We start from the raw sequence: 19,279 nt of genomic DNA, 5'->3' as shown, positions 1-19,279 counted from the left end.
AAGGCAAGGAGCGGGATGCCGGGTCAAGCCCGGCATGACGGGCGGCTTGACTGGTCCGATGCGCCATCCCATCCCCTGCTTATGCAAACGCCACCCTTCGCGAAAACATTGTTCAAATGCGATGATCCAACTTCACTGAAATTGGAGAATGGCAACCGGTTCATCCGGAAATTGCCCGATGATCGCTCCCTGGGCTATTTGCACAAACTCTTCACACCGCTTGATGATGCGGGGCTGGAAAGGCTTCACCAAGCCCTTGAGCAACCGTTCCCAGCGGAGTTCTCCAGCTTTCTCCAATGGTCGAATGGCGCCAGCCTGTTTGATAACAAGATATATCTTTTCGGGGGGATCGGAAGCCTCTCCCGCGATCTTTCGCCAGAAAAGCAGCAGCCCATATCGATCGACGACAATAATCGGATCTTTGCGGCAACCAACGGCGCGCGCTGGGCCGACGGCTGGCGCGTCATCGGATCGGTCGTTGGCTGGAGCAGTTCCTATGCCATCGAACTCCATCGCGATGGTCGTTGCGCGATCACATCGGAGCAAGTTGCACGCTCCATGCCCTCATTCACACAATGCCTCTCGACAGTCATCGACCGGGTCGATGCCTGTTTTTCATGCGATGGAATCATCGACCGCAGTCACGCCGAGTTGGAGAGTGCTTTGGCGAGCCTCATCCGCCCACAATAGTCCCGGTTATCCCACCCGCGCGAACAGCAATTTCATGCCGGTCCTTGGGCGGATGGTGAGGCGGCTGATGGGTTCGGGTTTGAAGCCGGCGGGCATGGTGAGGCTGTAGCGGCGGATGACCGAGGCGATCACGGTCATCACCTCCTGCTGGGCGAAGCCGGCGCCGACGCAGACGCGCGGGCCGCGGCCGAAGGGGAACCAGGCCTGTTTCACCATGTCGGCATTGGCCGGATCATCGAACCGGTCGGGGTCGAAGGCGTGCGGGCAGGCCCAATTATCCTTGTTGCGCTGGGTCAGCCAGGGCGCGACGACCAGCATCGATCCTTCTTCAAGGCTCTTGTCGCGCATCTCCATCGGACAGGTGACTTCGCGCGGGAAGAAGGCGACCGGCGGATAGAGGCGCAGCGTTTCGCGGAAGATGTTGCGGACATGGCTCATATCCTTGAGCATCGGCGCGGTCAGCACATCGTCGCCGGCGATGCCGGCCACTTCGGCGCGGACCCGATCCTGGATATGGGCGCATTCGGCGAGCATGTAGAGCGCCCAGGTCATGGTGCTGGCCGAGGTTTCATGGCCGGCGAGGAAGATGGTCGACACCTGTTCCATCACCTGTTCGCAGGTGAAATGGGCGCCGGTCTGCGCGTCCTGCACCTCGATCAGCGACTGGAGAATGTCGCGATGGGGCGCCTCGCCCCGGCCATGATAGCCCTCATAGCGAGCCTCGACGATCGGACGGAACACGTCATGGATGGCGCGGGCTGGCCCTTTCGAGCGCTTTTCGAACCAGCCGGCGGGGATGCCGTAGAGGCGCAGCATCGAGGCCGAATGGGCGAGCCGCTGGAACCGGCCGAAGGCGGTGTGGATGATGTTGGAGCGTTCCTCGTCCAGCGTCTGCGAGAAGAGGGTGCGGAAGATGATGTCGGCCGCGACATGGGTCATCATCGGGTCGATATCGACCGGCTTTGTCCGATCGGCAGCGTCGAGCCGGGCGAGCAGATCGTCGGCGGCGGCGACCATCAGCGGCATGGAGCGGTTGAGCGCGGTATGGGCGAAGGCGGGATTGACCATCGCCCGCTGGCTTTCCCAATCCTCGCCATTGGCGGAGAAGACCGAATTGCCGATCAGCGGATCGAGATTGCGGACCAGTTCGCTATGCTTGGGAAAGGCGGTGCCGCCCTTGAGGATCTTGTCCACCAGCGGCAGTTCATTGGCGATATACATGGTCTGACCCGGCATGCGGATCTCGCCCATCTTCATCGTGTAGCTTTTGTCGAACAGCACATGGATCCAGCTGTGCCAGCCGCGCAGGAAGCGCTTGATGAGGCCGCGTTTCGACTTGGGCGGCTCGGGATAGGGGGGCGTGAAGGGCGCGCTCATGGGATCGTCCGGAAGGCGGCGACCGCTTCGTCCACGGTGCGGCGGCCGGCGGTCAGGCTCACGAAATCCAGCGGCGACAGGCGGTCACCGACCCTGAGATAATCGAAATGCGCCTCATATTTGTTGGACCAGCCCCCGTGATAATTTTCGGCCAAGTAGAAGAGATGGAAACGCGGCGATAGCATGTCCACCCGGGCGGCAAATTGATCGGCGACAAGGCGCAGCGGATTGACGTTGTAATAGGCTGCGCCGTCGGGCGGCGAGCTGATGTCGACATAGCGGAAATGCTGGTCGGCGAGCGCTTTCAGGTCGGCATGATACCAGGTCGCGTCGCGGCGCAGGCCGATCACCGGCACCACCTGCCCCATGCCGACCATGACGAAATGATCGGGCAACGCGCCACCGCGCAGTGCGAGGATGCGGCGCAGCAGGCTCATGCCCAGGATCGTGCCGGCGCTGTGGGTGACGAGTTGGACCTCGTCCCAGTCGCCGTCCAGCTCCGCCGCGATGCGGGCGGCGAACTGGTCGAGCCGGGCATCGAGCTCATCGCCCGGCCCGTCTGCGGCGAGCGCGCCATGATAGGTCATGAAGCGCAGCAGCCAGGGCACGACCAGCTTGTCGAGGATGCGGCCGGAGAAGAAGGCGCTGAGGCCGATGCCGACCATCGCACTGGCCCAGAAGGGCAGCAGCAGCGACAGCAGCAGCGCGGGCACCAGCGCCAGCAGCAGCGGGATCAGCACGGCCAGGATCGGTGGATAGAGGATGGTGATGACCGGGCCGCGCCGCAATTTGCGCATCCGGCCGAACTGCATCCACCGGGCATGGCCGGCATAGGCGCGGGCGGCGCGCCAGGCGAGGGTGAAGGGATGGCGGATCCAGACCTTGCCGATCAGGTCTTCCCAGCGGAGATATTCATAGTCGGTCTCGACCCCGGCGGTGGCGTTGGAGACGGTCCAGAGCGCCGAGTTGGCGGGGCCGGCGCGGCGCGCGCTGACCGCCACCGCTTCGCCGGTCAGCGCGGTGTAGCGGGCCGCCTGATCGCGATAGAGCTGGTGATAGAAACGGACGCCGCGCGGATCAAAACCACCCAGGTAAAAGACTTTACGCTTGAATTTCTGCACTGCCCCGGTCCTAATCGGGACATGACCACGCCCGAACGCGACTACTGCTATTTCATAGACCATCGCAAATACAACCGGAATGTCGGCTGTCGGAAGCATGACAATATGTATGGCATCAATGGCGGCGGCAGCGAGCGCGACCGCTGGCGCGCCGACATGACATTCTACCGCCATATGAAGGCCAATGGTGATCCGATGGCGCTGCCCTCGCTGCTCGCCTGCCTGACCTTTGGCTGGTTCTGCTGGAATTATCATCCCGGCAAGGGGCTGTGGCGCGGACAATTGTTGCGCCGCTTCGCAAAGGCGCCCAAGTGAGCGGCATGAGCGATCCCAAGCATGTGAAGGTCGGCCCGGTCAGTTTCGGCAACGACCTGCCCTTCGTCCTGATTTCCGGCCCCTGCCAGATCGAAAGCCGCGACCATGCGCTGTTCATGGCCGATGCGCTGGCGAACGCGGCGGCAGATGCGGGCGTGCCCTTCATCTTCAAGAGCAGCTTCGACAAGGCCAACCGCACATCGGTATCGGGCAAGCGCGGCGTCGGCATCGACGCGGGGCTGGCGATCCTGGCCGAGGTGAAGGCGACTTTGGGCTGCCCGGTGCTGACCGACATTCATGGCCCCGAACAGGTGGAGGCGGCGGCGCAGGCGGTGGATATCATACAGATCCCGGCCTTTCTCTGTCGCCAGACCGACCTGCTGATCGCGGCAGGCAAGACCGGCGCGGTGATCAACGTCAAGAAGGGGCAGTTTCTGGCCCCATGGGACATGGCGGCAGTGGCGCAGAAGGTCGCGTCGACCGGCAATGAGCGCATATTGCTGACCGAGCGCGGCGCGAGCTTCGGCTATAATACGCTGGTCAGCGACATGCGCGCGCTGCCGGTGATGGCGGAAACCGGCTATCCGGTCGTGTTCGACGCCACCCATTCGGTGCAGCAGCCCGGCGGGCTGGGATCGGCCTCCGGTGGCCAGCGCGACTATGCGCCACTGCTGGCGCGCAGCGCGGTAGCGGCCGGCGTGGCGGCGATCTTCGCGGAGGCGCATGAAGACCCGGACAATGCGCCGTCGGACGGGCCGGTGATGCTGAAGCTCGACTGGGTCGGGCCGATGCTGAAGCAATTGAAGGCGATCGATAGGGTGGTGAAGGGGTAAGTTTCCCCCTTCACCCCGAAAACGCCTTACGGTCGGGCCTGGCCGCGACCGCGCACGATCCATTTATAGGTGGTGAGCCCTTCGAGCGCGACCGGGCCGCGGGCGTGGAGGCGGCCGGTCGAGATGCCGATTTCCGCACCGAGACCGAACTCGCCACCATCGGCGAACTGGGTCGAGGCGTTCCACATCACGATCGCGCTGTCGACGGCATTGAGGAAATGTTCGGCCACCGCCGCATCCTCGGTGATGATCGCGTCGGTATGATGGCTGGCATGCGCCGCGATATGGGCAATCGCCTCTTCCACGCCATCGACCAGCCGGATCGAGACGATGGCGTCGAGATATTCGGTATCCCAATCCTCGTCCGATGCGGCGACCACGCGATCGTCCATCGCCTGCACCGCATCATCGCCGCGCACTTCGCACTTGGCGTCGAGCAGCGCCTTCACCAGCGCGGGAGCATAGCCATAGGCGCGATCGATCAGCACCGTTTCGGTCGAACCGCAGACGCCGGTGCGGCGCAGCTTGGCATTGAGCACCAGACTTTCCGCCATGGCAGGATCGGCCGCGCCATCGACATAGCTGTGGTTGATGCCATCCAGATGGGCGAGGACGGGCACCCGCGCCTCTTCCTGCACCCGCGCGACCAGGCTCTTGCCGCCGCGGGGCACGATGAGGTCGACGAAATCCGACGCGCGCAGCAGCGCGCCGACCACGGCGCGATCGGTGGTGGGGATAAGCTGCACCGCTTCGGCTGGCAGGCCGGCGGCGGCGATCCCCTCCACCATGGCGGCGTGGATGGCGCGGTTGCTTTCCTTCGCCTCGCTGCCGCCGCGCAGGATCACGGCGTTACCGGCCCGCAGGCAGAGGGCGGCGGCGTCGGCGGTGACGTTGGGGCGGCTTTCGTAGATGATGCCGATGACGCCCAGCGGCACGCGCACGCGGCTGAGTTCCAGACCATTGGGGCGCACGGAGGAGTCGATCACGCTGCCAAGCGGATTGTCGAGGGTCGCGACCTGATCGACGCCGGCGGCCATGGCGGCAATCCGATCCTCGTCCAGCCGCAGCCGGTCGAGCATCGCGGCGGACAAGCCATTGTCGATGCCATTGTCCATGTCGCGCGCATTGGCGGCGAGGATGGCGGGCGCCTGGTCGCGTAGAGCCTGGGCCGCGCGACGCAGCGCGTCGACCTTTTGCGCGTCCCCGGCTGGCGCGAGCAGGGCGGCGGCGCGGCGCGCACGCGCGCCCATCTGCGCGATCAGCATTTCGGGGGTCTGCGTCAGGTCGTTCATCGGTAATCTCGCTTCAAATCCGGCAGCGGCTTAGCACGAAAATGTCGCGGGACGGAACCCTGACGAAGCGGGAAGATGGCAAGGAGCGATTGCCGGCGGCCGACCCATGGGTCGCATATGGATCGGCCGTCGGCCGGCAAGATGGTCCTGCCTTATCGATTCGCCTAGCCTTTTTGCGCGGCTGACGCATACCCCATTGGGGGTAAATTGCGTAATTTTCGCAATAAAATCCGTAACTCAGCTGCTCATCATCCCGACGATGCGGACCAGTTGCGATTCCCGGTTGCAGCCCGTCTTGTCATAGATGGAGCGCAACTGGGCCTTGAGCGTCTCGGCCGAGACGCCGCGCCGCGCGGCAATATCGGCACGGGTCATGCCAGCGGCCAGATGAATGGCGATATCCGCTTCAGCCGGAGTCAGGCGGAAGGTCCGCATCAGCAGGCGGACATGGCGTTCGGTCGGCGCGCCCACGCGGGCGACGATGATCGCATGCGGCGCAAAAGGTAGCGACCAGGGCCGGGACGGCAGCGGGAAAAATTCCAGCATGATGCCCACGCCCCCATCGGCGTCGGCCAGCGCAACCGGATCGGCCTCACGCGCGGGCGCGTCGACCACGGCCCGGACCGAACGCAGGATGGCGCGCGTCTCGTCGCTCCGTTCACTCTGCAACCAGCCATCACCGACCCGCAGCCGGCTGGTCGAGAGCAGGGCTTCGGCGCGCGGCGTCATGCCCCCTACCCGCCCCGTCGCGTCGAGCAGCCAGCAGGCGCGGTCCATGGTTTCGAACGTGCCAGCCAGCAGCGCGAATCCCTGATGCTCGATCGCGCGCTGCAACCGCACGGCGTTGCGGGCATGGCCAGCGACATGGGCGAACAGGTCGCGCTGGTCCTGATCGGTCCGGCCATCCTTGCGACCACGCAAGAGCGCCAGGCCGATCATCATGTCGGGACCAGCGAAAAGCCGGGTCTGGCAGCCGTCGAAAATATCATAATCGCTGCACAGATCGAGATAGTCGGCAGAACGCAGGCTCTGCCGGGCGATGTCATAATGGGCTTCGTGGACGATGTCGGGGCGCCCGGACAATTGATCGGCCGCGACGCGGAAATTGAGATCGGGCGCGGCCCCATCGATGGTTGCCGACTTGTCGACAATATCCGGCTCTACATCACTGATCCAGTTGAAGCCGGCAGCTCCATGGCCAAAGCCGATCAACTGACCATGGCGCGACCCCGTCGCCTGCGCCATCGCACGGATCGCCTGATCCCACAGATGCGGCTCCAGCGCGGCCGACAGAAAGAGGTCGGCCCACGGGTCGCTGCCTTCGGCGTAATAAGACGCCATATAACCCCCTTGTCCCCAGGCAATTGGTTGCCCAAGTCGATCGCGGAGTCAAACGCGCAGCAGGCCGAATTACGTAATTTCTGCCAGATATTGATACAGATCAGGAAAGATCAGGCCGCCTGGGCGAGCGCCTCGTCCTTGTCCGCGCGAAACAGGCGACAGGGCGGGATGTTGCGCCATTCCAGTTCGTCGCTGACCTGGCCAAACAGCGGGTCGATCAGGCGGCGGACATAGCGCGAATATTGGTAGATGATGAAGCTGCCGCCCGGCCGCAGCACGGCGCGCGTCTCTTCGCAGATGGTTTCGCCCACGCCCGCCGGCAGGGTGGAGAAGGGCAGGCCCGAAAGGACATAGTCGGCCTTCTGATAGCCCGCTTCCTTGACGAAGCGGCGCACGTCGGCGGCCGAGCCATGCACGACGCGCAGGCGCGGATCATCGATCGCATCCTCCAGATAGGCGACGAAATCGAGATTGAGGTCGATCGCCAGCAGGATCGCGTCGGGATGCATGCGATCGAGAATGGCCTGGGTGAAGGTGCCGACACCCGGACCATATTCGACGAACAGGCGGGTCCGTGCCCAGTCGACGCCGTCCAGCGAGCGCGCGACCAGTTGCGACGAGGAGGGGATGACCGAACCGATCATGCCGGGATGCTTCATGAACTGGCGGAAGAACATGGCCCACTGGCTGCGGAAGGAGCGGCTGCCACCGCGCGTCGAAATCCTGGTCTTCTTGTCTTTGAACGGTAGGGAGGCCATCAAAATCCGCCTGACTGACTAACAGAATCGGCCTCGCAAAATTGATGTCCGCTGGCAAGCGGCTTTGCGCGCCATGAGATAGAACGCGCGGCCAGGCGATGGGTTCACCCACCGTCGGCCGCGCGCTTATCCCAAATCCATCAGCGTTCGCGGGCGCGCAGCATGCCGGGCGCAATGAAGCCGATCGGATCGACCTGCATCGCGCTCTGCTTCAAGGTCGCCTGGATCTGCTCATATTCCCGCTCCATTTCCGGCGTGACCGAGGCGCGGGTTTCCTCCAGTGCCGCCTCGAAATGGGCCATGGTGACGGCTTCGACCCGCAGCGACTGGCGCAGCGCGATGAGGCCCGCCCGGCGGGACAGATCCTCCAGGTCCGCGCCGGTGAACCGCTCCGTCCGGGCCGCCAGCTGATCCAGATCGACGTCGGACGCCAGCGGCATCTTCTTGGTATGGATCGCCAGGATGCGCTTGCGTCCGGCCTGGTCAGGCACCGGCACATAGATGAGTTCGTCGAAGCGGCCAGGCCGCAGCAGCGCCGGATCGACCAGGGTCGGCCGGTTGGTGGCGCCGATGACGACCACCGACTGCAATTCCTCCAGCCCGTCCATTTCGGCGAGGATGGTGTTGACCACCCGCTCCGTCACCGCCGGCTCGCCCAGGCCACCGCCACGGGCGGGGACCAGGCTGTCCAGTTCGTCGATGAAGATGACGGTCGGCGCCACCTGACGCGCGCGGGCGAACAGGCGGGCGATCTGCTGCTCGCTCTCGCCATACCATTTGGACAGCAGGTCGCTCGACTTGGTGGCGATGAAATTGGCCTGCGCCTCACGCGCGACCGCCTTGGCCAGCAAGGTCTTGCCGGTGCCCGGCGGACCATAGAGGAGAAAGCCCTTGGCCGGGCGGATACCCAGGCGCCGGAAGGCGTCGGGATCCTTGAGCGGCAGTTCGACCCCTTCCTTGAGGCGCATCTGCGCATCGTCGAGGCCGCCAATGTCGGCCCAGCCGATATTGGGCGCCTGCACCATCACCTCGCGCATGGCCGAGGGCTGGACCCGCTTGATCGCCGAAAGGAAATCCTCCCGCGTGACGGACAGATCCTCCAGCACGTCGGGCGGGATCGTGCCTTCCTCCAGATTGAGGCGGGGCATCAGCCGGCGCACCGTCTCGATCGCGGCCTCGCGGGTCAGCGCGGCGAGATCGGCGCCGACAAAGCCATAGGTCATGCGCGCCAGTTCGGCGAGGTCGACCCGGTCGCCCAGCGGCATGCCGCGGGTGTGGATGCCCAATATCTCGCGCCGGCCGCGTTCGTCGGGGACGCCGACGACGATTTCGCGGTCGAACCGGCCGGGACGGCGCAGCGCCTCATCGATCGCCTCGGGCCGGTTGGTGGCGGCGATGACCACCAGATTGGTGCGTGGCTCCAGCCCGTCCATCAGGGTGAGAAGCTGGGCGACGAGGCGCTTTTCCGTCTCGCCGGTGACCTGGCCGCGCTTGGGCGCGATCGAGTCGATCTCGTCGATGAAGAGGATGGAGGGCGCCGCCTTGGCCGCTTCCTCGAAAATGTCGCGCAGCTTCTTTTCCGACTCGCCATAGGCCGACCCCATGATCTCAGGCCCGTTGATGAGGAAGAATTCGGCTTCCGATTCATTGGCGACGGCGCGGGCCAGCCGGGTCTTGCCGGTCCCCGGCGGGCCATGGAGCATCACCCCCTTGGGCGGATCGACGCCCAGCCGCTCGAACAATTCGGGGTAGCGCAGCGGCAGCTCGACCATCTCCCGCAGCTGGTCGATCGTTTCGGCCATGCCGCCGACATCATCATAGGTGACATCGGCGCGGCGGGATTCGCGCGGTTCCTCATATTCCGCGCGCAGCTCCACCTCGGTCTCGGCATCGATATGGACGATGCCCTTGGGCACGGTCGACACCACGATCAGGCGGATTTCCTGCAGCGCATAAGCCGGCGCCGCCAGCATCTGGCGCAGATGGGGTGGCATGTCGCCGGGCGGCACCTGTTGCTGGCCCGCGGTGGCGACGACATCGCCCGCGACAAGCGGCCGCTGAAAGAAAACGCGCTTCAGCGCATCGGGATTGCCCTGGAGCCGGAGATTATTTTGTGCAGGCGCGAACACGACGCGCTGGGCCGGACGCGGATCGATCTTGCGCAGCTGGACGAAGTCGCCCGAGCCGACGCCGGCATTGGCGCGCTGCAAACCATCGAGGCGCAGCACGTCCAGACCTTCATCTTCCTTATAGGGGCGCACCACCCGCGCCGGGGTCGATCGCTTGCCGACGATCTCGACAACATCGCCTTCGGCCAGTTGCAATTCGGCCATTACCGTCAGCGGAAGCCGCGCCAAACCGCGCCCGGCATCCTCCGGCCGCGCATTGGCGACCTGAATCCTGCGTCCGCTGCTGTCCTGATCGGCCATGGTCATCCCCGTCCTTTTGGTTGCGAAACGAAGATAGGTAACGCCGGGGGTGAGGGAAAGGGGCCGTGCTTCGTTATGCCCGGAACAAAAAAAGGGCCAGCGCAAGCGCCAGCCCGGAAAGTTTATAGGAGAGGATGCCTGAAAGGCCTTTCCTATGTGCGCTGCAGCAGGTAATTTTGCAAGTGCGAAAAGAATCGGGTGGTTGCAATTTTTGCATCTTGCCATTTGCCGCGTTTTCCTGCTCATTGCAGGTCAGGATGCTTGAACCGGGGAAGCGCGCCGTTCGATAATGACAGATGATGCGACGCAGCGGACCGGCTTATAGAATTTGACGATTATGCGCAGATTGCCGCCTCTTACGGCCCTGGAGGCCTTTGTTCAGGTTGCCCGCCTTGGCTCGGTCAAGGCGGCTGCCGAGGAACTCGCTTTGTCGACGCCGGCGCTGAGCCGCCGCGTCCAGGCGCTGGAGCGGTTCATCGGACGCCCGCTGTTCGACCGCAAGCATCAGGCGCTGGAGATCAATTCCGAAGGCCAGCGGCTGCTTGACGACATCGCCCCGGCGCTGGATTCGCTCAGCCAGGCCCTGGAGAATATCCAGAGCGGCGGCAACCAGTTGCGCCTGCGCCTGGCGGTGATGCCGCTGTTCGCGACGCAGCGCCTTTTCCCGCATCTGGGCCGGCTGCGCCAGCAGCACCCGCAGCTGCACATCGACATCGAGACGACGCCCCATGCGGTCGCGCGGCTGGGCGAAGGGCTGGACGCGGCGATCGTGCTGGCCAGCAAGGATATCGACCCGGCGCTCTATGCCTATGAGCTGGACCATGAGCAGGTCTATCTGATCGGCCGGCGCGAAATGGTGGAAGGCCCCAATGCGCTGGCGTCGCCCAGCGAACTGGCGCAACAGACGATCCTGCTGCATCGCGACATGGCCCTTTCCTTCGATGCGTGGAAGGACGTGGCGGGCATTCCCGACCTGCAGCCGCTGGCGATCGACAATTATGATTCCGGCCAGTTGATGCTGGAAGCCGCCGCCCAGGGACTGGGCGTGGCGGTCATGCATGCCAGCCATTTCGAACAGTCGGGTGATCCCCGGCTGATCCGGCTGTTCCCCAACATCCGCTGCGACAGCCCCTATCGCTATTATTTCGTCTGTCGCCCGCGCGCTTTGCAGACCCGGTCGGTGCGCATCTTCCGCGACTGGCTGGTGGCGGCAAATATCTGAACTTGCGTAGAAAATTTGTCACTGATTGAAGTTCCTGCGACTTTTGCCGAGCGCCCCCTTAACCTTGATCGGGCGCCTCCGTTATAAGCGGCATGACTGGGGCATCCACATCCACCGCCGGCTCGCACCACGGGCTGACCGACCGCCTTTCCCGCTGGGCCCGTGGCCTGTCCGGCAAGCCGGACGAACCGCAGGTGGAGAGTGAGCCGCGCGCGCGCGCCGGCAGCGCGGCCAGCCGCGAGATTAATCGCCGTCGTCGCCTCTATGAGGAGATTGGCGAATTTCTGTTCGCCCATGATCTGGACCTGACGCCGCTCAATTTCGGCGTTGCGCTCGACTATCTGACCGGCGCCAGCATCGGCGTAGAAAAGGCGGTTCAGGCAGTGCTGATGGAGCGCGGCAAGATCAGCAACGCCTGGATGGAATCGCTGGCCGCCAGCCAGCGCGCGGACGAGGTGACGCCCGACGCGCTCGCCTCCATGCTCGACAAGGTCGAGGAAAATCTGGACGAATTCACCGGACTGATGACCGAATCCCGCAATTCGGCCAAGGATTATGGCGCGGCATTGCAGGAACAGGCCAAGGGCCTGGCCGCCGGTGCCGACAATGAGCCGATCCTGGCGCGGCTGGTCAGCCTGACCCGGTCGATGGTGGAAAAGACCCGCCAGGTCGAAACCCAGCTGCGCGAGAACCAGAAGCAGACCCAGGCGCTGAAATCGAGCCTGGAGACAGCCCGTCGCGCCGCCGAGCATGACCATCTGACCGGCCTGCCCAATCGCCGCGCCTTCGAAGGCGTGCTGCGCGAGGAACTGAAGCTGGCGAAGGAAGGCGACGAGCAATTGTCGGTCGCCTTCTGCGACATCGACCATTTCAAGCTGGTCAACGACACCCATGGCCATGAGACCGGCGACCGGGTGCTGAAATTCGTCGCCGGGCTGCTGGCCAAGGCGTCCGATGACCGCTGCCATGTCGCCCGCCATGGCGGCGAGGAGTTCGTCATGCTGTTTCGCGGTAAGACGGCGGCCGAAACCTGCGAGGCGGTCGATGCGGTGCGCGAGGATCTGGCCAATCGCAGCCTGGTCAACCGCACCAATGGCGAGCGGATGGAGCGGGTGAGCTTTTCCGCCGGCGTCGCCAATGTCCTGGCCTATGACGACCCGCGCGCGGCGCTGAAGGCCGCCGACCGGGCGCTCTACCTGGCCAAGGAACATGGCCGCAACCGGGTCTATCTGGCGGCCGAGGCGGACTAGGCCGCCCCGTGACCGTCAGAAATCCGGCTTTTCATAATGGGTCGGCGGGGTGATGACTTCCATCCGTTCGGACAAGAGCGGGCGGAAGGAGGGGCGTGACTTGAAGCCGGCATACCAGCGCTTGACCGGTTCATGCCCGGCCCAGTCGATGCCGCCCAGATAATCCGCCACCGACAGATGCGCTGCCGCCGCGATATCGGCGAGGCTGAGCGTGCCGCCGGCCATCCAGCTGCGATGGTCGAGCAGATAATCCATATAGTCCATATGGACGTTGGCGCGGCGCATCGCTTCGCGCAGGACGCGGGCGTCGGGCGAGACACGCTCGATCAGGCGCTTCTTCATCCGCTCATGCAGCAGCGGGCCGACGACATCGCCGTAGAAATTCTGGTCGAAGAAGGCGGTCAGGCGACGCACTTCCGCGCGCCCGGCAGCCGTGCCCGAGATGAGCGGAAATTTTTCGACCGTTTCCTCGAAATATTCGCAGATCGCCTGGCTGTCGATCAGGGTGACGCCCTTTTCCTGATCGACGACCACGGGGGTGGTGCCGGCCGGATTGAGATCCAGAAACTCGTCGCGCATTTCCCAGGGAGATTCGCGCACCAGATCATAGCCGATGCCTTTCTCGCCAAGCAGCAGACGGACCTTGCGGGAGAAGGGACAGAGCGGGAATTGGAAAAGTTGCCACATATGATCTTCTGTTAGGCCGGGGCCGCGCGCCGGGAAAGGCGCAAAAACACAGAAACGCGGCGAAACGCGCATCGCCCCTTTAAGTCGTGCTGCGCGCCTCCTACAACCTGCTGCAAGCGCATGGAATTTAGCGCACAGGAAAGGATAGCTGGATGTCTGACGATTTCTTCCCGGTTCCCTCCCAATGGGCCGCCCAGGCCCTGTTGGACCGGGAAGGCCGCGCGGCCGATTATGCACGCTCGATCGAGGATGCCGACGCCTATTGGCTGGAGCGGGCGCAGCGGCTGGACTGGATCACGCCGCCGACCAAGGCCGATGAAAGCAGCTTCCATGAGGCGGATTTCGGCGTCAAATGGTTCGCCGACGGCGAACTGAACGTCAGCGCCAACTGCATCGACCGGCATCTGGCCGAGCGGGGCGACCAGATTGCCATCATCTGGGAACCCGACAGCCCGGACGCCGACGTGCGCCGCTACACCTACAAGCAGGTGCATGAGGAAGTCTGCCGCCTCGCCAATGTGCTGAAGGACGCAGGCGCGCGGAAGGGCGACCGCATCACCGTCTATATGCCGATGATCCCCGAGGCGGCCTTTGCCCTGCTCGCCTGCGCGCGGATCGGCGCGATCCACAGCGTCGTGTTCGGCGGCTTTTCGCCCGAAGCGCTGGCCGGACGTCTGGTCGATTGCGATTCGACCATCGTCATCACCGCCGACGAAGGGCGCCGGGCCGGCAAGACCGTGCCGCTGAAGGCCAATGTCGACGCCGCGCTGGCCGAGGCACCCTGCGTCAACAAGGTGGTTGTCGTGCAGGCGACCGGTGGCGCGATACAGATGCGGGAGGGGCGCGACATCTGGCTGCATGAGGCCGCGGCGCAGGTATCGGCCGACTGCCCGCCCGAACCGATGCATGCGGAAGACCCGCTGTTCATCCTCTACACCTCCGGCTCGACCGGCAAGCCCAAGGGCGTACTGCATACCAGCGGCGGCTATCTGCTGTGGGCCAGCCTGACGCATGAACTGTGCTTCGACTATCGGCCCGGCGACATCTGGTGGTGCGCCGCCGACATCGGCTGGGTCACGGGCCACAGCTATATCGTCTACGGTCCGCTGGCGAACGGCGCGACGACCCTGATGTATGAGGGCGTGCCCAACTGGCCGACCCCGGCGCGCATCTGGGAAGTGGTCGACAAGCATCAGGTCCACACCATCTTCACCGCCCCCACGGCGCTGCGCGCGCTGATGAAGGAGGGTGACGATTATGTGCATTCGACCAGCCGCGCCTCGCTGCGCGTGCTGGGCACGGTCGGCGAACCGATCAATCCCGAAGCCTGGCGCTGGTATCATAGCGTCATCGGCGAAGGCCGCTGCCCGATCATCGACACCTGGTGGCAGACCGAGACCGGCGGCGCGATGATCGCGCCGATGCCGGGCGCCACCGACCTGAAACCCGGCAGCGCGACCCTGCCGATGCCCGGCGTCATTCCCCAGATATTGGATGGCGACGGCGCGGTGCAGGAGGGCGCGACCGAGGGCAATCTGGTGATCGCGGGCAGCTGGCCGGGCCAGATGCGCACGGTGTGGGGCGACCATGACCGCTTCTTCCAGACCTATTTCACCACCTTCCCCGGCAAATATACCACCGGCGACGGTGCCCGGCGCGACGCCGACGGCTATTACTGGATCACCGGCCGGGTCGACGACGTCATCAACGTGTCGGGCCACCGCATGGGCACGGCCGAGGTCGAGAGCGCGCTGGTGCTGCACGAAAGCGTCGCCGAGGCGGCGGTGGTCGGCTTCCCGCACGACATCAAGGGCCAGGGCATCTATGCCTATGTCACGCTGAACGCGAACGAGGAACCGAGCGACGATTTGCGCAAGGATCTGGTGAAATGGGTGCGGACCGAGATCGGCCCGATCGCCACGCCCGACGCGATCCAGTTCGCGCCCGGCCTGCCCAAGACGCGTTCGGGCAAGATCATGCGCCGTATCCTGCGCAAGATCGCCGAGGGCGAAGTGTCCGCGCAGGCGCTGGGGGACGTTAGTACACTTGCCGATCCGTCGGTTGTGGATAATTTGGTCGCCAATCGTCAGGGATAAAAGACACGCCGGATAAGGAACTTATCGCCGCCGTGCGTATCCTTTCGACATAGCTGGGCCGTGCGGGCGGGGTAGCGCGCGCAGGGCCCAGGCGAGACTTCCGTAAAAGGAGCAGCCCATGGCCCGTTACACGTCCGTCGCCCGCCTGTTGCACTGGATCATCGCGATCCTGATCCTGGTCAATCTGTGGCTGGGCTTTGCCCATGACAGCCTGCCCAGGGACTGGAAGGTGATGCCGGTCCACAAGTCGATCGGCCTCACTGTGCTGGCGCTGACGATCCTGCGCATCGTCTGGCGGCTGGGGCACAAGCCGCCGGCGCTGCCGGCCGCGATGCCCGGCTGGGAGAAGCTGGCCGCCAACCTGACCCATATCGCCTTCTATGCCTTCATGCTGATCGTGCCGCTGTCCGGCTGGATCATGTCGTCGGCGGGCGAGCGGCCCCTGAACTGGTTCTTCCTGTTCGACGTGCCGAAATTCGGCGTGGCCAAGGGCGATGCGATCGTCGGCATCTCGCACGAGGCGCATGAGCTGATCCCCTGGCTGTGGAGCGCGCTCATCATCGTCCACATATTGGCGGCGCTGCGCCATCATTTCATGCTGAAGGACGGGGTGCTGCGGCGGATGCTGTGATCTCCCTCTAACGTCATGCTGAACTTGTTTCAGCATCCATCAGGCCCGACAGGCGGTTGGCCTGCTGGGAGAAATGGACCCTGAAACAAGTTCAGGGTGACGATGATGGTTAAGCGACTATAGCTCGCCTGCCCCTACACCATCTCGCCGGCGAGCAGGCGCGGGAGGGCGCCGGACTGGCCGCGGGCTTCGGCCATGAAGCGGTTCTTGAGCAGACTGGTGCGCTGCACGGCGGCAAGGCCGGCGCGGCGGACCAGCGAGGGCAACTTGCCGGGAATGTCGAACAGGCGAACCAGGCCATCCATCGCGACGCTGGTCATCATCGTGTCGAGCCCGCGCCAGCGCTGGTAGCGGGCGAGCAGTTGCGCATCGCCCGGATCGAGGCCAAGGCGCATGCCTTCGACCAATACCTCGACCAGCGCCGCCACGTCGCGGAAGCCGAGATTGAGGCCCTGACCGGCAATCGGGTGGATGGCATGGGCGCTGTCGCCGACCAGCGCGAGGCGGGTGTCGGTGATGCGCGCGGCATGGTGGAAGCCGAGCGGATAGGAGGAGCGCGGGCCGGCCAGGCTGATCTCGCCCAGGAAGCCGCCGATGCGCTTCTGCATTTCGGCGAGCCAGGCGCGTTCCGACAGCTTGAGCATCGCCGGCGCCTGATCGGTGGGCACGGTCCAGACCACGGCGGACCGGGTGCCCGGCAGCATCGGCAGCAGCGCGAGCGGACCGCCGACATAGAAGATTTCATAGGCGGTGTTGGCGTGCGGCACTTCATGGTCGATCGCGGTGACCATGGCGGTGTGCTTATATTGCCAGCGGGTGGTGTTGATGCCCGCCGCCTCGCGCGTGGGGCTGTTGCGCCCTTCCGCCGCGACCAGCAATGCGCCGTGGATCGTCGCGCCGTTCTGGAGCGTCAGGGTGACGCCGTCGGCATTACGATCGACATGGACGGCGCGGTCGGGCTGGAAGAGAGTGAGATTTTCAGCCTCGGCGGCGGTCTGCGCCAGCGCGATGCGCAGGTCGCGATTGGGGAACATCGTCCCCATCACGCCATCATCGGCGTCCGGCACGAAATCGAGCGCGCCCGGCTCCAGCCCGTCGCTGACCCAGATGCGATCGATCGGGCAGCCCTTGCCCTCCAGATGCGCGCCCACGCCGATCGCCTGGAGCATGGCGAAGCTGGTCGAACTGATCGCCGAGACGCGGCCGTCGAAACCGGCGGCCGTGGCCTGCACGGGGTCGGCCGGATCGATCACGGCGCATTGCACGCCATGGCGCGAAAGAGCGATGCCCAGGGTGAGGCCAACCAGGCCCCCGCCAAGAATGACGACGTCGAAGCGTTGCATGGCGACCTGTCTAGGCGCTTGAAGGCGCTTTGAAAAGCATCGCCCCCGCTTTCGGGGTGAAAGCGGGGGCGACATTTTGTCTCAGGTGAGCGGCTCTAAATCAAAGCGTGCGGACCCAGCCGGCTGGATCGGCCACGCTACCGCGCTGAATGCCGGTCAGTTCGGCGCGCAGGCTTTCGGTGACCAGGCCGCCATCGCCATTGCCGACGGTGAAATCGCCGTCGGTGCTCTTGACCGTGCCGATCGCCGTGACGACGGCGGCGGTGCCGCAGGCGAACGCCTCGCGCAGCTTGCCGCTGGCGGCGTCGGCGCGCCACTGGGCGAAGCTGTAGGGCTCCTCGCGCACCTCATGCCCCTTGGCGCGGGCGAGGCTGATGATCGAGTTGCGGGTGATGCCGGGCAGGATGGTGCCGGTCAGCGGCGGGGTGACGATCGAGCCGTCATCCATCACGAAGAAGACGTTCATGCCGCCCAGTTCCTCGACCCACTTGTTCTCGGCGGCGTCGAGGAAGACGACCTGGTCGCAACCATGCTTGATCGCTTCCTTCTGCGCGACCAGCGACGCGGCATAATTGCCGCCACACTTGGCCGCACCGGTACCGCCCCGCGCGGCGCGGGTATAATGTTCCGACACCCACAGGGTCACGGCCTTCTTGCCGCCCTTGAAATAGGCGCCGGCGGGCGAGGCGATGACGCAGAAAATATATTCGTTCGACGGACGCACGCCCAGGAAGGCTTCGCTGGCGAACAGGAAGGGGCGCAGATAGAGGCTGCCCTCACCCGAGGGGATCCAGTCCGCGTCGATCTTCACCAGCTGCTCGACCGCTTCGAGGAACATGTCTTCCGGGATCGCCGGCATAGCCATGCGTTCGGCGGACTCGGCGAAGCGACGGGCATTTTCCTCCGGCCGGAACATGGCAACGCTGCCGTCGGCCAGGCGATAGGCCTTCATGCCCTCGAAGATTTCCTGGGCATAATGGAGCACGGCGCAGGCCGGATCGAGCTGGAACGGCTCGCGCGGGCCGACGGCGTGGCTGTGCCAGCCCTGCCCCTCGGTATAGCGGATGGTGACCATATGGTCGGTGAAGAGCCGGCCGAAGCCCGGATCCTCCAGAAGTACCGCGCGCGCGTCCGCCGCCACAGCCTTGCTGCTGGGGGTAACGGTAAAGCGCGACTTCTGTTCGACGTCCATGGTGAGTCTCCTTATGCGTTGGACGGGGGCGCCTATGTCACATCCGGCCCCGCGAAACAATTGGTCATATATACTGACCAATTTTGGAATAAAGAGCCAAGGCGCCGTCGCTGGCCTCTTCCCGTCCCAGCGCGCGCCCTGTATCGCATGCGCCATGCACTTCTTTTCGGACAATGCCACCCCGATCTGCCCCCAGGTGATGGCCGCCATCGCCGGCGCGGACCATGCCGACCATGGCTATGACGGCGACGCGTGGAGCGCGCGGCTGGATGGCGCCTTTTCCGACCTGTTCGAGACGCCGGTAAAGGCGCAATGGATCGCTACCGGCACGGCGGCGAACAGCATCGCGCTCGCCTGCCTGTGCCCGCCCTATGGCGGGGTGATCTGCCATGAGGAAGCGCATATCGTCGTCGACGAATGCGGCGCGCCGGGCTTCTACACCCATGGCGCCAGCCTGTTGGCGCTGCCCGGCGTCGGCGCCAAGCTGTTGCCCGATGTCGTGGAGGCGAGGCTCAAGGCGATCCGCCCCGACGTGCATCAGGTGCCGGCACGGGCGATCAGCATCACCAATGCGACCGAATATGGCATGGTCTATACGCCGGACGAGGTCGCGGCGCTGGGCGAGATCGCCAAGGCCCATGGACTGGGCTTCCATATGGACGGCGCCCGTTTCGCCAATGCGGTGGCGCATCTGGGCTGCGC

The 19,279-nt window shown here is 64.8% G+C and carries 17 protein-coding genes; 8 read left to right on the top strand and 9 right to left on the bottom strand.

Going from position 1 to position 19,279, the window contains the following annotated elements; all coding sequences use genetic code 11:
- The first annotated feature begins 15 nt into the window (after nt 1–15).
- Complete coding sequence (locus CG471_RS19720) at nt 16–690, top strand: SMI1/KNR4 family protein (protein WP_257211613.1); 675 nt, start codon at nt 16–18, stop codon at nt 688–690.
- A gap of 6 nt (nt 691–696) precedes the next feature.
- Here CG471_RS19720 and CG471_RS19715 read toward each other — a convergent pair whose 3' ends face one another.
- Both CG471_RS19715 and CG471_RS19710 read right to left on the bottom strand, forming a co-directional pair.
- Nucleotides 697–2,067 carry a cytochrome P450 gene (locus tag CG471_RS19715; RefSeq protein WP_099233217.1) on the bottom strand — a complete coding sequence of 457 codons (1,371 nt, stop codon included), beginning with the start codon at nt 2,065–2,067 and terminating at the stop codon, nt 697–699.
- Entirely contained in the window at nt 2,064–3,188 is a 1,125-nt protein-coding gene (locus CG471_RS19710) for a hypothetical protein (RefSeq protein WP_099233215.1), read from the bottom strand. The genes CG471_RS19715 and CG471_RS19710 overlap by 4 nt, the downstream gene beginning before the upstream one ends.
- A gap of 21 nt (nt 3,189–3,209) precedes the next feature.
- Here CG471_RS19710 and CG471_RS19705 point away from each other — a divergent pair, with 21 nt between their 5' ends.
- Together CG471_RS19705 and kdsA are read left to right on the top strand one after the other, a co-directional pair.
- Nucleotides 3,210–3,503, top strand: a complete 294-nt coding sequence (locus tag CG471_RS19705) for a hypothetical protein (RefSeq protein ID WP_004209421.1) — start codon at nt 3,210–3,212, stop codon at nt 3,501–3,503.
- Nucleotides 3,504–3,508: 5 nt separating this feature from the next.
- Nucleotides 3,509–4,336 (top strand): 3-deoxy-8-phosphooctulonate synthase, encoded by an 828-nt coding sequence (gene kdsA / locus CG471_RS19700; RefSeq protein WP_099233213.1) that lies wholly within the window; start codon nt 3,509–3,511, stop codon nt 4,334–4,336.
- A gap of 26 nt (nt 4,337–4,362) precedes the next feature.
- On the opposite strand, the gene CG471_RS19695 is transcribed toward kdsA, so the two are convergent.
- The 4 genes from CG471_RS19695 to CG471_RS19680 all read right to left on the bottom strand — a co-directional run bounded on the left by CG471_RS19695 (nt 4,363) and on the right by CG471_RS19680 (nt 10,162).
- Nucleotides 4,363–5,628, bottom strand: a complete 1,266-nt coding sequence (locus CG471_RS19695; protein ID WP_099233211.1) for a glutamate-5-semialdehyde dehydrogenase — start codon at nt 5,626–5,628, stop codon at nt 4,363–4,365.
- 237 nt (nt 5,629–5,865) lie between these two features.
- On the bottom strand, nt 5,866–6,969 hold the full coding sequence (locus CG471_RS19690) for a helix-turn-helix transcriptional regulator (protein ID WP_099233209.1): 1,104 nt from the start codon (nt 6,967–6,969) through the stop codon (nt 5,866–5,868).
- 110 nt (nt 6,970–7,079) lie between these two features.
- Complete coding sequence (locus CG471_RS19685; protein ID WP_037508117.1) at nt 7,080–7,727, bottom strand: class I SAM-dependent methyltransferase; 648 nt, start codon at nt 7,725–7,727, stop codon at nt 7,080–7,082.
- Between the two features lie 140 nt (nt 7,728–7,867).
- Nucleotides 7,868–10,162, bottom strand: coding sequence for a CDC48 family AAA ATPase (locus tag CG471_RS19680; protein WP_017502730.1), 2,295 nt, complete (start codon nt 10,160–10,162; stop codon nt 7,868–7,870).
- A 331-nt stretch (nt 10,163–10,493) separates the two neighbouring features.
- Here CG471_RS19680 and CG471_RS19675 point away from each other — a divergent pair, with 331 nt between their 5' ends.
- Nucleotides 10,494–11,378, top strand: a complete 885-nt coding sequence (locus CG471_RS19675; protein ID WP_004209412.1) for a LysR substrate-binding domain-containing protein — start codon at nt 10,494–10,496, stop codon at nt 11,376–11,378.
- A gap of 92 nt (nt 11,379–11,470) precedes the next feature.
- Nucleotides 11,471–12,628: a diguanylate cyclase gene (locus CG471_RS19670; RefSeq protein ID WP_004209411.1), complete on the top strand. Its 1,158-nt coding sequence runs from the start codon at nt 11,471–11,473 to the stop codon at nt 12,626–12,628.
- Between the two features lie 15 nt (nt 12,629–12,643).
- Here the strand turns inward: CG471_RS19670 and CG471_RS19665 are convergent, their stop codons facing one another.
- Nucleotides 12,644–13,315, bottom strand: a complete 672-nt coding sequence (locus CG471_RS19665; RefSeq protein WP_004209410.1) for a glutathione S-transferase family protein — start codon at nt 13,313–13,315, stop codon at nt 12,644–12,646.
- A gap of 152 nt (nt 13,316–13,467) precedes the next feature.
- On the opposite strand from CG471_RS19665, the gene acs reads away from it, so the two are divergent.
- Both acs and CG471_RS19655 read left to right on the top strand, forming a co-directional pair.
- On the top strand, nt 13,468–15,411 hold the full coding sequence (gene acs / locus CG471_RS19660; protein ID WP_099233207.1) for an acetate--CoA ligase: 1,944 nt from the start codon (nt 13,468–13,470) through the stop codon (nt 15,409–15,411).
- A 118-nt stretch (nt 15,412–15,529) separates the two neighbouring features.
- Nucleotides 15,530–16,042: a cytochrome b gene (locus tag CG471_RS19655; protein WP_099233205.1), complete on the top strand. Its 513-nt coding sequence runs from the start codon at nt 15,530–15,532 to the stop codon at nt 16,040–16,042.
- Nucleotides 16,043–16,176: 134 nt separating this feature from the next.
- On the opposite strand, the gene CG471_RS19650 is transcribed toward CG471_RS19655, so the two are convergent.
- A complete protein-coding gene (locus tag CG471_RS19650) occupies nt 16,177–17,385 on the bottom strand; it encodes a UbiH/UbiF/VisC/COQ6 family ubiquinone biosynthesis hydroxylase (protein ID WP_099233203.1) in 1,209 nt (402 codons plus the stop codon).
- Nucleotides 17,386–17,485: 100 nt separating this feature from the next.
- Nucleotides 17,486–18,577: a branched-chain amino acid aminotransferase gene (locus CG471_RS19645; RefSeq protein ID WP_010335497.1), complete on the bottom strand. Its 1,092-nt coding sequence runs from the start codon at nt 18,575–18,577 to the stop codon at nt 17,486–17,488.
- Nucleotides 18,578–18,731: 154 nt separating this feature from the next.
- On the opposite strand from CG471_RS19645, the gene CG471_RS19640 reads away from it, so the two are divergent.
- Nucleotides 18,732–19,279, top strand: a 548-nt coding sequence (locus CG471_RS19640; RefSeq protein WP_257211612.1) for a low specificity L-threonine aldolase, incomplete at its 3' end; no start/stop codon positions are given.

Origin of the sequence: Sphingobium sp. IP1 (genome assembly GCF_002708645.1) — a bacterium.
Lineage (GTDB): Bacteria > Pseudomonadota > Alphaproteobacteria > Sphingomonadales > Sphingomonadaceae > Sphingobium > Sphingobium yanoikuyae.
This window is presented reverse-complemented; position numbering and strand designations above follow the sequence as displayed.

Excerpts from the sequence above, each read along its gene's own strand:
- CG471_RS19645 (WP_010335497.1), bottom strand. The coding sequence starts at position 18,577 with ATGGACGTCGAACAGAAGTCGCGCTTTACCGTTACCCCCAGCAGCAAG.
- CG471_RS19680 (WP_017502730.1), bottom strand. The coding sequence starts at position 10,162 with ATGACCATGGCCGATCAGGACAGCAGCGGACGCAGGATTCAGGTCGCC.
- CG471_RS19705 (WP_004209421.1), top strand. The coding sequence starts at position 3,210 with ATGACCACGCCCGAACGCGACTACTGCTATTTCATAGACCATCGCAAA.
- CG471_RS19720 (WP_257211613.1), top strand. The coding sequence starts at position 16 with ATGCCGGGTCAAGCCCGGCATGACGGGCGGCTTGACTGGTCCGATGCG.
- CG471_RS19665 (WP_004209410.1), bottom strand. The coding sequence starts at position 13,315 with ATGTGGCAACTTTTCCAATTCCCGCTCTGTCCCTTCTCCCGCAAGGTC.
- acs (WP_099233207.1), top strand. The coding sequence starts at position 13,468 with ATGTCTGACGATTTCTTCCCGGTTCCCTCCCAATGGGCCGCCCAGGCC.
- CG471_RS19715 (WP_099233217.1), bottom strand. The coding sequence starts at position 2,067 with ATGAGCGCGCCCTTCACGCCCCCCTATCCCGAGCCGCCCAAGTCGAAA.
- CG471_RS19685 (WP_037508117.1), bottom strand. The coding sequence starts at position 7,727 with ATGGCCTCCCTACCGTTCAAAGACAAGAAGACCAGGATTTCGACGCGC.
- CG471_RS19675 (WP_004209412.1), top strand. The coding sequence starts at position 10,494 with ATGCGCAGATTGCCGCCTCTTACGGCCCTGGAGGCCTTTGTTCAGGTT.
- kdsA (WP_099233213.1), top strand. The coding sequence starts at position 3,509 with ATGAGCGATCCCAAGCATGTGAAGGTCGGCCCGGTCAGTTTCGGCAAC.
- CG471_RS19670 (WP_004209411.1), top strand. The coding sequence starts at position 11,471 with ATGACTGGGGCATCCACATCCACCGCCGGCTCGCACCACGGGCTGACC.
- CG471_RS19695 (WP_099233211.1), bottom strand. The coding sequence starts at position 5,628 with ATGAACGACCTGACGCAGACCCCCGAAATGCTGATCGCGCAGATGGGC.
- CG471_RS19650 (WP_099233203.1), bottom strand. The coding sequence starts at position 17,385 with ATGCAACGCTTCGACGTCGTCATTCTTGGCGGGGGCCTGGTTGGCCTC.
- CG471_RS19655 (WP_099233205.1), top strand. The coding sequence starts at position 15,530 with ATGGCCCGTTACACGTCCGTCGCCCGCCTGTTGCACTGGATCATCGCG.
- CG471_RS19690 (WP_099233209.1), bottom strand. The coding sequence starts at position 6,969 with ATGGCGTCTTATTACGCCGAAGGCAGCGACCCGTGGGCCGACCTCTTT.